At 59.7% G+C, this 11,736-nt stretch carries 10 protein-coding genes, 1 tRNA gene and 1 rRNA gene; 7 read left to right on the top strand and 5 right to left on the bottom strand.

Features of this window, described 5'->3' with window-relative positions:
• Positions 1–167: 167 nt before the first annotated feature.
• On the top strand, positions 168–1,562 hold the full coding sequence (locus AC1ATL_RS09505) for an MFS transporter (RefSeq protein ID WP_476570041.1): 1,395 nt from the start codon (positions 168–170) through the stop codon (positions 1,560–1,562).
• Positions 1,563–1,721: 159 nt separating this feature from the next.
• Positions 1,722–2,693, top strand: coding sequence for a Ppx/GppA phosphatase family protein (locus tag AC1ATL_RS09510; RefSeq protein ID WP_432624626.1), 972 nt, complete (start codon positions 1,722–1,724; stop codon positions 2,691–2,693).
• Between the two features lie 92 nt (positions 2,694–2,785).
• Here the strand turns inward: AC1ATL_RS09510 and AC1ATL_RS09515 are convergent, their stop codons facing one another.
• Positions 2,786–3,514 (bottom strand): DUF4391 domain-containing protein, encoded by a 729-nt coding sequence (locus AC1ATL_RS09515; RefSeq protein ID WP_476570042.1) that lies wholly within the window; start codon positions 3,512–3,514, stop codon positions 2,786–2,788.
• Between the two features lie 162 nt (positions 3,515–3,676).
• On the opposite strand from AC1ATL_RS09515, the gene rrf reads away from it, so the two are divergent.
• The 3 genes from rrf (at position 3,677) to AC1ATL_RS09530 (ending at position 5,475) form a co-directional block, all read left to right on the top strand.
• Positions 3,677–3,793: ribosomal RNA gene (rrf, locus tag AC1ATL_RS09520) — 5S ribosomal RNA — on the top strand.
• A gap of 241 nt (positions 3,794–4,034) precedes the next feature.
• Positions 4,035–4,259, top strand: coding sequence for a hypothetical protein (locus AC1ATL_RS09525; RefSeq protein ID WP_432624743.1), 225 nt, complete (start codon positions 4,035–4,037; stop codon positions 4,257–4,259).
• Between the two features lie 100 nt (positions 4,260–4,359).
• Positions 4,360–5,475, top strand: coding sequence for an endonuclease/exonuclease/phosphatase family protein (locus AC1ATL_RS09530; RefSeq protein ID WP_432624744.1), 1,116 nt, complete (start codon positions 4,360–4,362; stop codon positions 5,473–5,475).
• Positions 5,476–5,544: 69 nt separating this feature from the next.
• On the opposite strand, the gene AC1ATL_RS09535 is transcribed toward AC1ATL_RS09530, so the two are convergent.
• Positions 5,545–6,921 (bottom strand): O-acetylhomoserine aminocarboxypropyltransferase/cysteine synthase family protein, encoded by a 1,377-nt coding sequence (locus AC1ATL_RS09535; protein ID WP_476570043.1) that lies wholly within the window; start codon positions 6,919–6,921, stop codon positions 5,545–5,547.
• A gap of 703 nt (positions 6,922–7,624) precedes the next feature.
• Between AC1ATL_RS09535 and AC1ATL_RS09540 the strand changes: the two genes are divergently transcribed.
• Both AC1ATL_RS09540 and metK read left to right on the top strand, forming a co-directional pair.
• Complete coding sequence (locus AC1ATL_RS09540) at positions 7,625–8,377, top strand: class I SAM-dependent methyltransferase (protein ID WP_476570044.1); 753 nt, start codon at positions 7,625–7,627, stop codon at positions 8,375–8,377.
• A gap of 131 nt (positions 8,378–8,508) precedes the next feature.
• Positions 8,509–9,708 carry a methionine adenosyltransferase gene (metK, locus tag AC1ATL_RS09545; RefSeq protein ID WP_476570045.1) on the top strand — a complete coding sequence of 400 codons (1,200 nt, stop codon included), beginning with the start codon at positions 8,509–8,511 and terminating at the stop codon, positions 9,706–9,708.
• 150 nt (positions 9,709–9,858) lie between these two features.
• Here metK and AC1ATL_RS09550 read toward each other — a convergent pair.
• The 3 genes from AC1ATL_RS09550 to xseA all read right to left on the bottom strand — a co-directional run bounded on the left by AC1ATL_RS09550 (position 9,859) and on the right by xseA (position 11,694).
• Positions 9,859–9,931 (bottom strand) — tRNA-Arg (locus AC1ATL_RS09550).
• 147 nt (positions 9,932–10,078) lie between these two features.
• Positions 10,079–10,372 carry an exodeoxyribonuclease VII small subunit gene (locus tag AC1ATL_RS09555; RefSeq protein ID WP_026646730.1) on the bottom strand — a complete coding sequence of 98 codons (294 nt, stop codon included), beginning with the start codon at positions 10,370–10,372 and terminating at the stop codon, positions 10,079–10,081.
• 38 nt (positions 10,373–10,410) lie between these two features.
• Positions 10,411–11,694, bottom strand: coding sequence for an exodeoxyribonuclease VII large subunit (xseA, locus tag AC1ATL_RS09560; RefSeq protein WP_432624443.1), 1,284 nt, complete (start codon positions 11,692–11,694; stop codon positions 10,411–10,413).
• Between the last annotated feature and the right edge of the window lie 42 nt (positions 11,695–11,736).

Raw genomic sequence — 11,736 nt, forward strand, 5'->3', positions numbered from 1 at the left:
GACTCGAGGGACGCACCCCGGAGGAGTTCCGGGGCATGTCCCTCGCGGTCTAGGGCTGTATCCTAATTAACAGCGTCCAACAATCGGGGCGCAGTTCATACACAATGGGACTGCCCTCACCGTCTTAAACGGGTGAAGAAGAGCATAATTACAAGAGGTATTGCATCATGACCGCACAGGCTGTGCAGAATGTGAAGCGGAAGTCCTCGTCGGTGGTGGAAGGATTGTCCGCCGTCCAGGAGAGGCAAGTCGAGGAGATTACCCGTCGTGTGGATTACGCGAAGGAGACGCGTATGTTCCACAAGATCGTCGCGCTGGTGGCGGCGGGTATGCTGATGGATTCCATTGACGTGTATATCGGATCGGCCGTGGCGTCCAGCTCCCTGTCCACGCATTGGTCGACGGTGGCGCAGAATTCGACGTTCATGTCGGCCGGTTTCCTGGGATTGCTGATCGGTTCGCTGCTGGCCGGTTTCATCGGCGATCTGAAGGGTCGTCGCGTCGCCTACCAGATCAACCTACTGCTGTTCGGCGGATTCACGTTCCTTGGCGCGTTCGCGCCGAATATGTCCGTACTGTCCCTGTGCCGTCTCGGCGCAGGTCTCGGTCTGGGTGCCGAGATCGTGACGGGTTTCGCCATGGTCAACGAATTCGCGCCGGTCGAACGCTGCGGACGTTGGTGCGCGATTGTGTCCTTGGTGGCGAACTGCGGCGTGCCGGTCGCCATGCTGCTGTGCGCATGGATCATTCCGCGCTGGTCGTGGCGTCCGTTGTTCGTCGGCATCGGCATCATCGCTGCCGTGATCTGGTGGCTGCGTCGTGACGTTCCGGAATCGCCGCGCTGGCTTGCCGTGCACGGACGTTACGAGGAGGTTGACGCGATCGTCCGCCAGCTTGAGGCCAACGGTTCCGAATACGACGAGGTCGCCGCACGTTCCGATGAGTCCGCTGCGGACGTGACCTCCATGAGCGCGCGTGAACGCCGCAACCATTCGCTGGGAATCTGCCTGATGGTGGGCGTGGTGGCCGTCGCCGCCACGAACGTGTGCTCGTACGCGTTCACTTCCTGGGTGCCGACGATTCTCGTCAAGCGCGGCATCAATCTGTCCAGCTCGTTGTGGACGAGCACGCTGATGATGTGCGGCGCCCCCGTCGGCTGCCTGATCGGTTCCATCCTGCTCGACCACATCGGACGTAAGAAGGTCATCGTGCCGGCATTCGGATTGACCGCGGTGTTCGGCCTCGCCTATGCCGCTCAGACGACCACGGTCGGCGCGATCGTCTGCGGCTTCCTGCTGACGATGTGCCTGTATGTGCTGATGGCCTCCGTGGTGGCCGTGTACGCTCCGGAACTGTTCTCCACCAAGGTGCGTTTCCGTTGCGTCGGTTTCGCCAATGCCGTGGCGAAACTGCTGAACGTGCTGATGCCGATGATCGTCGGCTGGATGCTCGTTGCGGTCGGCACGAATTCTGTGTTCATCGCGATTTCGATCGTCGCGGTGATCGCCATGCTGATCACCGGCATCTTCGGTGTGGAAACGTCCCGTCGTTCGATCGGCTGAGATTTTCTGCGGAATTTTTCCGCACCTCTGCAATCGTTTCCCGCATTGCGGCCATTGGGCGCCCATCCTCCTTTTCAAGGGTGGGCGCCTTCATATTTGCAAAGGATGTCAATGGCATGTCGGACAACGGATTAATCGGTTAATACCTATGCTGGGAACATGGTCAAATTACATTCCCGCGCCACCCGTCTTGGCGTTCTTGACATTGGTTCCAACACCGTGCACATGCTGATCGTCGACGCAGCTCCCGGAGCCCGTCCCGAGCCCGAGGCAAGCGTCAAAAGCACGGTCCGTCTCATGCAATACCTCAAGGATGACGGCACCATCAAAAAGGCCGGCGTCGAAGCCGTGCTCGAAGCGGTGCACAAGGCGATGGCGCTCGCCGAGGAATACGAGATCACCCAACTGCTGGTCCTGGCAACCTCCGCATTGCGTGAGGCACCGAACGGCGGCAAGATCCTGCGCAGGATCGAGGATGCCATCGGACAGCCGGTCACCGTGCTTTCCGGTGTGGATGAGGCGCGCCTCACCTTCCTTGCCGCCCGCCGCTGGTATGGCTGGGATGCCGGTCGCCTGCTCGTCATCGACATCGGCGGAGGTTCGCTTGAAGTGGCCATGGGATCCGACGAGGACCCGACCGTGGCGCTTTCCGTACCCGCCGGAGCCGGCAGAGTGACCCGCGAATTTCTGCCGGAAAGCGGCATCGCCAACGAGGAGGAGCTTGACAAGGCCCGTAAGAAGATCCGCAAGATCCTCGAACCGATGGTGGAGTCGTTCCCCAAGTCGAAGCATCCGATGCATGCTGTCGGCACATCCAAGACCATACGTTCCCTGGCCCGGCTCGCAGGTGCGGTGCTACGCGTTCCCGGCCGCGTCGACACCTCCGTCATGACCCGAGACCAGCTGGAGGACTGGCTTCCCCGCCTCGCCTCCATATCGCCGGACCAGCGTACCGCGCTGCCGGGAGTCACGCCGGAACGTACCTATCAGATCGTCGGCGGCGGTCTGGTGGTCGATGAGATCATGAAGGCGCTTGACGTCAAGGAAATCGAAATCTGCCCGTGGGCGTTGCGTGAAGGTGCGATTCTGCGCTGGCTCGACCAGTTCGGCCGTACAAGGCTCGGTTTCTGAAACCTGGATCGTGCGCTTAATCGTGCGTTTATGCGATGGGGCTGGTGTCGGACTGGCTTTGCAAGTCAGCCCGACACCAGCCCCATGAGCTTTCATTGCTTCTGCAATTCCTCCAGCTGTTTCCTCATCCTGTGCAGCTTCGCGTAGATCTCGTTACGTTGTTCGGCATCCTTGGCGCGCTGATGGTCGCGTGTGAGTTTGTCGATCTGCGTGGTGAGCCGTGCGATCTGCATGCGTCGTGCGAGACGCGCGTCCAGGTTGACAGGGGAGGGATCGTCCAGAATCACCTGCGAGCAGAACGATTCCCACAAGGCATCCACGGAATCGACTGACGGGTCCGCGGCCTCCAGAGTGGCCTCGCCGGCAGGCTTCCAATCGGAAACGAATATCTTGGACGTGGTCGTATGTCCCGCGCGGGCCGGCAAGGCTCGACGCACGGCGAACGCGCATTCCTGACGCGTCGTGTCTTCGAAATCGGCGTCGCGCACGCAGACGAACAGCATGCCCGACTTGCGTTGCATGGCGATCAATTCGACGATGTCCGTCGGAACGGCGGCGTTCGTCCCGTGCAATCGCAGGCCGATCACCAGTATTTCGGGAATTCGTGTACCGGCGGCAAGTCCGGTGTTGCGCGGTTGCAGCAGCGACAGCATGGTGATTGTCTCGATATCGCCGGCCAATCGTTGCTTCGTTTTTGCGGAAACCGGAATCTTCGCCACGAAAAGTCCTTTCGGCAGCGTCGCCTTTTCGGCGGGAATCGCAGTGGAATTCGGTAGACCCAATGTAATTGCGGAAACGGAACCGCAGGAGGCGATCGTCATTGCTGGCCTTCTTTCGTTGCTGATGGAAGCGTTGTCTCGACTGTAGCGCACCGGCATGGCGATTCGCGTCATTGCCATCGATTGATGGTTGATCGCCGGCCGACCCGGTATGCGACACGCTGTGATTTGGCGATTGGAGGCCATGCGCGTATTGTTTTCTCTTGCGGTGATCATAGCCTAGGTGAGACGCCCGGTCCCATTCCGAACCCGGAAGCTAAGGCCTAGCACGGCGATGGTACTGCACTCGAGAGGGTGTGGGAGAGTAGCAAGTCGCCGCGTTTACTCTTTTTAAATCCCGAGTCGAGCCGAGCTCCTCGGGATTTTTCATATGCGAATCAGCTGGCATGTCCTTCCGAAACCGTGTTTTTCGGAACTACGTCCTTTTCGAAGACGGAATCGAGAATCGGTCAAGGGTCATGGAATCCATGACAAGGTCGCCCATATAATATATAAAACGTATATACGCTTTATATAGCGGGTGTCAAAATGTGTATCTAAAACTTAAGGAGACGATCGTCTGATGACGGCCAGAAAATCGAATGGCGGCGCGAAGGCCGCGGCTGCCGCATCGTTGACCGGCGTGCAGGGCGCCCGCAGGCGCGTCAACGGCGAACGTGTGCTCATGAGCTTCAAGATTCCGTCCGATCTGAAGATGATGTTGCAGGAGAACGCGCGCGAACGCGGCACCACCGCCAGCCGCATCATCATCGACGGCATCCGTCATGAGCTCGGTCTCGACGACTGAGGCACCACGTACGGAAACCGGCGCGGCCATCTATGAAAACCACGTCGGATAAGCACGCGATAACCATTACGGACGCGAATTTCGGAAAGTTGGGAAGAGCATGGCTCAGTCAAGAGCGCGCCGACCGCAGACTTCGGCGGGCAAATCGGCCAAAACATCCGCAGCGAGGCCCGTGAAGCCGTTGCGCACGCTGAAACAAGGAAGAAAACACCGTGTGCGCAACTTCATCTGCGCCGTGGTCGCCTTCGTCTTCTCGCTTGCGGCGCTGCTGGGAACGGCCACGCATATCCTGCCGGAAGAATTGCAGGCGTTGCCGTACATGCCGGTGGTCGTTTCCTTGGTGCCGTGGTTCACGCTGCTTGCCGTGGTCGCATTGATCTGTGGTATTGTCTCCAAACGCGTGATGTCCACTGTGGTGGCCGTTCTGGCGATCGCGTTGCAGGTGTTCTGGCAGTATCCGTTCTTCTACGGTTCCACGCAACTGCCGCGTGCGGCGGTCGCGGCGGTGTCCGGCGAGAACGTCAACACGGACGATGGTTATGCCCGGCTGATGACGTGCAACGTGTACAAGGGGCGTGCGGACGCGCGCGAGATCGTGGATCTGGTGCGTAGCGAGCATGTCGAGGTGCTCGCGTTGCAGGAGACGACCGACGATTTCGTGAACGCGTTGAACAGCGCCGGCATCGCCGCTTATCTGCCGTATTCGCAGGTGGCCAGTTCGGATGGCGTGTACGGCAACGGAATATGGTCGGCGAGCCCGCTTTCCGATCCATCCGACGACGACGTCGATTCGAGCGCGTCCTTCATGCCCGGTGCGACCATCTCGTTCAACGGGGGAAGCTCGCAGGTGCGTTTCGTGTCAGTACACACCACGTCGCCGACGAACGGTTACTGGCAGCAATGGAAACGGTCGCTCGACGAACTGGCGAAACTTCGTTTCGACACCGGACGCCGATACATTTTCATGGGCGATTTCAACGCGACCTACGACCATACGCCGTTCCGTAATTTTCTGGGAAACCGTTTTTCCGACGCCGCCCGACAGGCCGCGAACGGATTGAAATTCAGTTGGCCGGCGAACATCGACTACGTGCCAACGTTCGCCGGAATCGACCATATCGTGCTGGATTCCGGCATGCGGGCCGGTCAGGTGCGTACGGTCAAAGTGGATGGCAGCGACCATAAGGCGCTGCTGGCGATTGTGCGCATCGACTAGCCCGCATCCGGATTGCGTTCGGATCGCGCCCGGCCCTGTCCGGCCCTCGTTCGGAGGCGGACGGTCTAATTAATCCTCTACCGGGCCATACGTTCGGTCCAACGCCTGCCGGAGGTCCGCGATCAGATCGTCGGGCTCCTCCAGGCCGATGGACAGGCGGATCGCGCCGGCATGTATGCCCGCGGCGGTGAGCTCGTCAAGCGTCAGTTCCGGGTGGGTGACGACGAACGGGTCAACCGCCAGGGACTTCGAATCGCCGAGATTGGCCTGCAGGCTGAACAGTTTCAGGGCGTCGAGCGTGGCGCGCTTGTGCTCGACCGTATCCAAATCGAACGTGATTATCGTGCTGCCGTTCCTCTTGAGGTATTTCCTCGCCCAATCCCGATAGCCATAGCCATTCGCGTCCGGATGATACACCCTTCCCACGCGGGGGTCGCCATCGAGATATCGCGTCACGGTCCGCGCGGTCTCAAGCTCCTTATCGAGACGCGCGGTCAGCGTCTCCAGGCCGACCAGCGTCAGATAACTGTTGAACGGGCTGGGCGACGAGCCGAGCAAAGTGACGAGGAAGGCCCTCAACCTCGTCGTGAAAGGCGCGTTCGGAGCGATCTCCAACACGCTGCGCTCCCTTCCGTCGCGCGTCTTGAAGAACCACGCCTTGCGTGAGAACTGCGGGTAGCGTTCGTTGTTCGCATAGTCGAACGTGCCGTTCTCCAATACGACGCCGCCGATCGCGTTGCCATGGCCGTTGATGGCCTTCGTGGTCGAATACACCACGATGTCGGCTCCGAAATTGAAGGGATTGAGCAGGTAGGGCGTGGCGACCGTGTTATCCACTATGAGGACGATGCCATGCCTGTGCGCGACTTCGGCGAGCGACTCGAGGTCCGCGATGGCGTTCAGGGGATTCGAGACGCTTTCCACGAGCAGGGCCTTGGTGTCGGGGCGGATCGCCTCCTCCCAGGACTTCGGATCGTCCGGATTGCGGGCGATGTCGATATCGATGCCGTAATCCGGCAGGATGTTGGAGAACGCGGCGACCGTGCCTCCGTAAAGACGGTACGAGGTCAGTATCCGTCCGCCGCCCGCGGCGATGTTGAGGATCGTGTCGCTGAGCGCCGCGAGACCGGAGGATGTCGCCACCGCGCCTTCCACGTCATGAAGGGCCGCCAGACGCTTTTCGAGTATGCCGGTCGTCGGGTTGGAGATGCGTGTGTAGATGTCGTCGACGAGTTCGAACGAAGCGATCTGCGTGGCATGCTCCTCGTTGCGCAACGCGTATGCGGCCGTCGCGTAGATGGGAACGCTACTGGAATTGTGGTGCTCCACCGGGTTATAGCCCGCATGCAGGGCAAGCGATGAGAATGATGCGTCCACGTCCGACGGCGTCCGTCCAGATGTGGACGCGGAGGTTTGCCCGACGGTGTTCTGCAGGTTGTCGCTCATGATGGAAAGTCCTTTCAATGGGCCGCGGTCCGACATTGATACGGCTTCGCGGCGATGATGCGAATCGGAATTGGGTTGGGATTGAATCGAAAAGGACTGGAACGGTTGTTGGATGAACCGGTGTGATGGATGATAGCACATCGGAAGATATTGCCCGCCGTTTTGGCCAATATTAAAAATTATATTGTCTTATTAATTCCTTTTGAAAAGCGGGAAAGATGATTCCTTATAAAAAGAAATTATGATAAACCGCTTGTGTTGCGCTGTGTGGTTTGTTATCGTCGGTTGCGGGCTGGAAAAGTTGGATGCCCGTTCACATAATCGATATTCCAGAAAGGAGTCCGGTAGCATGTCTCGTACGATGACGATTTCCAACGAAGGAAGCAAGCGAATGTGTTGTATGGCGGATTCCTGTATGGGCATGATGCCTGTGGAACCTGCGATTCGCTAAGGTTTTACCCGGCTGTTATCTTTTTTCGGCACCGCTGATCCGCGGTGTCCGCCTCCGATTTTTGAAATGCGTACGGAGGGCCCGATACGTCGGACGCGGTGCCGTTTTTGCTGATTGCGTGGGATGTTTATTCCTGTCCGCAATTCATCAATTCATCTTTTAATTCATGTATTAACGCGCTTTTAATAAGCCTTGCTATGCATTTTTAATAGCTTCACTGCGCGTTTTTTTAATTCAATAAGGAATACTGTAATGACTACTGATGGTGCTAACGACGGATTCGAATACCATCGTTTCGAACGCCACTATACGGAACGGCCGAACGTCACGGAATCACGTTTGCGTCTGCTGTGGGCCGCTCTGACCACGAAAGTCCCCGGACGCACGCTTTCGATCGGTGCCGGAACCGGAGACGTCGAGGAGGCTCTACGCGACCGGTACGGTTTCACCGTCGACGAGATCGTGGAACCGTCGGACGCGTTGTTCCCGGCCATCCTGGAGAAGGGTTTCCACGCGTGGAAAGGCATCGCCGAGGAGTACCCCTACGAGCCGGAATCGTTCGACACTATTTATTACAACGGTTCCAGCCACGGTTTCATCGACGACGAAAATCTGGAATCGACGTTCCGTAAGAACTACGATGCCCTGCGTCCCGGCGGTCGGCTCATCCTTTCGGACGTGCCCAAGGAAAGCACGCTCGGCATTCTGCTGCTGACGGTGCTCAACCATCCGGAAATCGACCGAAGCCCATACGCCGACCTGCTTTCGGGCACCGCGTTCTTCGACATCGCGCAGGGAGGAGTGCCCACATACAAGCCGAACTGGCATGTGACGACGTTCTACATCGACCTGCTCGAACGCATCGGATTCACCGACCTGCGGTTCAGACAGACGGTGCTGGCGAACTCCACATTCCAGAACGACGTCGTCGAGGACCCGGTCCCCGGATACACACAAGGCAATTACGTGGCCATCATCGCCACCAAACCTGCGGCGGAACGCTGACTCGCGTCCGATTCCATCATTCGCAATGCGTAGCCCGCAATGCGCAACCCAAAAATCCGAACATCATCCATATCCGTATGAACCGGACCTGCGCCGTGGTCGGCTTGGTCCGAACAAGAAAGGCTTCCATCATGTCTCGTTATCTCGTTTCCGAATCCGTCACCGAAGGCCATCCCGACAAGGTCGCGGACAAGATTTCCGACGCCATCGTCGACGCGTACCTCGCCAAGGAGCCGGACGCCCGCGTTGCCGTCGAAACGGTGGTGAAGGAAGGGCTCATCTCGCTGCAGGGCGAGATTTCGGCGCCGTTCACGCTGAACCACGGGGAAATAGCGCGCAAGGCCGCCGAGGAGATCGGCTACACGGATGCCGACAGCGGCCTCGACCCCCGTGGCGCAGGCATCATCAACAATGTGTGGCCGCGCGATTTCTCGTCCGACCTGGGCGATTACGGTCAGGAGGACGCGTCGAGTGAGGAGGAGAAGGAACGCATCTACGACACGTTCGTAGGCGATCAGGGTCTCGTCGTCGGCTACGCGACCGACGAGACCGCGGAATACCTGCCGCTGCCGTATGTCGCAGCCACCAAACTGGCGCAACGGCTCGCGTATGTGCGCAAGAACGGCATCATTCCACAGCTTCGGCCGGACGGCAAAACCGAAGTCGTCGTCGAATACAACGAGGACCTGAGCCGTGCGCTGCGGTTCGCCGCGGTGCTGATCTCCACCCAGCATTCCCCGGACATCGCGCTGGAGGACGTGCGTAGCCAGGTGCGCGAGCAAGTGCTCGAGCCGGTGCTCGACGAATTTGGCCTCGACTATTCCAAGGCGAGGATCGTCATCAACCGCACGCCGTTCATCCAGGGCGGACCCCATTCCGACGCGGGACTGACGGGCCGCAAAGTGGTGGTCGACACGTACGGCGGCATCGGCTCCCACGGCGGCGGCGCGTTCTCCGGCAAGGATCCGCACAAGGCGGACCGTTCCGAAGCGTACGCGGCTCGTTGGGCCGCGAAGAACATCGTGGCCGCGGGGCTCGCGCATCGCGCGCAGGTGACGCTTGGCTTCATCCTCGGACAGGGCGCTCCCGTGTCGATCGACGTGGAGACGTATGGCACGGAACAGGTGCCGCGTGAAATCATCCAGAAGGCGGTGGAGCAGGTGTTCGACTTCCGTCTGCTCTCCATCATCGACCAGCTCGATCTGGAACGTCCGATCTATTACAAGACCGCCGCCTACGGGCATTTCGGCCATGATGATCCGGACTACACGTGGGAGAGGACCGATAAGGTCGACGCGTTGAAGGACGCGGTGCAGAGGATTCGCCTATAGTCGATCGCGATGATATGGCGGTGGGGTGATTCCGCGGTTGGGGCGGTGTCATCCTCACCGCCATGTTCATCTCCGCCGTCATATGGCATGGACTCGTCGATGGCGGGTTTGGCTCGGATGTGAGCCAACTGCGGAGCAGACATGAAAAAGTGCCCCAGATAGGAATCGAACCTACGACACCTTCTTTAGGAGAGAAGTGCTCTATCCACTGAGCTACTGAGGCAACGAGTCACCATTGTACACACAATGCGGACTCGACATGACGGATGTCCGGAATCGGCGCACGATGGATCGTTCCGGATCAAGCCGTTCAAAAAGGATCCCTGCGGAATATCCATGGGGGAGTGGAACGGCTGTTGCATTCGTGCTATCAGGCGAGATTGTCCTGAGTGCCCGCCGTATTGGCTGCGGTGGCCTGTTCGGCCTGAGCCGCATCGAGCTTCGCACGCACCTCGCCGAGCAGGCTTTGCGCGCGCTTGGCCAGCGCCTCGCCGATCTCCCACTGGCGCATGGACTGATCGAGATTCAGGCCACCCGCCTCCAGCGACTGCACGGCTTGGATGAGCTTGTCCCTCGCCTCCTCGTAGGGCATCTGCGCGATCGCCTCACGTTCCTTGTCGGTCAGGCTGGATGCCGGGGTCGCTTCGTTAGTCTCGTTGGCCATGTGTTTCTCCTTATTGCTGCTTTGCTGCGATTTTCTTTTTACTTCACGGTTTTCACTTCGGACACGACGATGCCGTGCTTCAGCGTCATGGTCAGCTGGTCGCCCGCCTTCACGCAGGACGCGTCGTCGACCACATGTCCGTCGGCGCTCTGCACCACCGCGTATCCGCGGTCGAGCGTGGACTGCGGACTCAACGCGGTCAGCGAGGCGTGGGCTTTTTCGATGGTGAGGCTCGCGTCATCCACGATGCGGGTCAATCCGATGCGCATGCGTGCGCGCGCGTCATCGAGGAACCGTTGATGCGGCTCCAGCATGGTGAGCGGATGGGTGAGGCTTGGGCGGTTCGCGTAGCCTTCGATCAGTCTGGCCTCGTTGGAGACGGTGGCGTCGATGCGCATGCGCATGCGGTCCAGATTCACCTGGATCAGTTGCATCTGCTCGCGCACGTCCGGCACGACCTTCTTCGCCGCGTCGGTCGGAGTGGAGGCTCGTACATCGGCCGCCAAGTCGAGCAGGGTCCAATCGTCCTCATGTCCGATGGCGGAGATCAGGGGAGTGTTCGCCGCGGCCGCCGCGCGCACCACGTTCTCGTCGGAGAAACCGATCAGATCCTCGAACGCGCCGCCGCCGCGCGCCACGATGATCACATCCACGTCCGGATCGGCGTCCAGCTGCTTGATGGCCGCCACCACGTCCGACGGGCATTGGTCGCCCTGCACATGCACATGCACCACCTTGAAATCGACGACGGGCCAACGAAGCTGGACATTGGTGATGACATCACCTTCCGCGCGCGCCTGCGGCGCGCAGATCAGACCGATGCAATGCGGGAATTCCGGCAACGGTTTCTTGCGGTCCGCGTCGAACAGTCCCTCGCCCTTGAGCTTTTTGCGCAGTTCGTCGATCATGGCCTTCAGACTGCCGCCAGCGCCCGCCGCGATGATGGCGTCGCCGCGCAGCGACAGCGACGTGCGTTTCATCCACACGTTCGGCTTGCCGTGGATGATGACGCGGTCTCCCTGCACGAACGGTGCCGCGGCCGCTGCGAACTGGCCGAAGCCGTTGACCTCCATCGCAATATCCTGATAATCGTCGCGAAGCGTGATATAGGCGCTTCCCTGACGGCGCGTGTTGATCTGCGTGATCTGGCCGGCCACCCATACGGAAGGCCAACGTTCGACCGCGGTGTGGAATTTCTCGCTCAGCAGGCTCACCGGCCATGGATTGTCCGCTGTGGTTTCGCCCGCAAGACGGGGCAGGGGCTTCGATGCCGTCTGCTGCGGCTGCGTCGTCGTCGGGGCGTAATTCGGATTCCAAGTCATAGGTCAAGGTTCCATCATCTTGCGGACAAATGGAACATATGT

It is taken from the genome of Bifidobacterium sp. LH_743, from assembly GCF_056355775.1.

What these genes read in the sequence shown, in the direction of transcription:
- AC1ATL_RS09505 (WP_476570041.1), top strand. Translation starts at nt 168, where the DNA reads ATGACCGCACAGGCTGTGCAGAATGTGAAGCGGAAGTCCTCGTCGGTG.
- AC1ATL_RS09510 (WP_432624626.1), top strand. Translation starts at nt 1,722, where the DNA reads ATGGTCAAATTACATTCCCGCGCCACCCGTCTTGGCGTTCTTGACATT.
- AC1ATL_RS09515 (WP_476570042.1), bottom strand. Translation starts at nt 3,514, where the DNA reads ATGACGATCGCCTCCTGCGGTTCCGTTTCCGCAATTACATTGGGTCTA.
- AC1ATL_RS09525 (WP_432624743.1), top strand. Translation starts at nt 4,035, where the DNA reads ATGACGGCCAGAAAATCGAATGGCGGCGCGAAGGCCGCGGCTGCCGCA.
- AC1ATL_RS09530 (WP_432624744.1), top strand. Translation starts at nt 4,360, where the DNA reads ATGGCTCAGTCAAGAGCGCGCCGACCGCAGACTTCGGCGGGCAAATCG.
- AC1ATL_RS09535 (WP_476570043.1), bottom strand. Translation starts at nt 6,921, where the DNA reads ATGAGCGACAACCTGCAGAACACCGTCGGGCAAACCTCCGCGTCCACA.
- AC1ATL_RS09540 (WP_476570044.1), top strand. Translation starts at nt 7,625, where the DNA reads ATGACTACTGATGGTGCTAACGACGGATTCGAATACCATCGTTTCGAA.
- metK (WP_476570045.1), top strand. Translation starts at nt 8,509, where the DNA reads ATGTCTCGTTATCTCGTTTCCGAATCCGTCACCGAAGGCCATCCCGAC.
- AC1ATL_RS09555 (WP_026646730.1), bottom strand. Translation starts at nt 10,372, where the DNA reads ATGGCCAACGAGACTAACGAAGCGACCCCGGCATCCAGCCTGACCGAC.
- xseA (WP_432624443.1), bottom strand. Translation starts at nt 11,694, where the DNA reads ATGACTTGGAATCCGAATTACGCCCCGACGACGACGCAGCCGCAGCAG.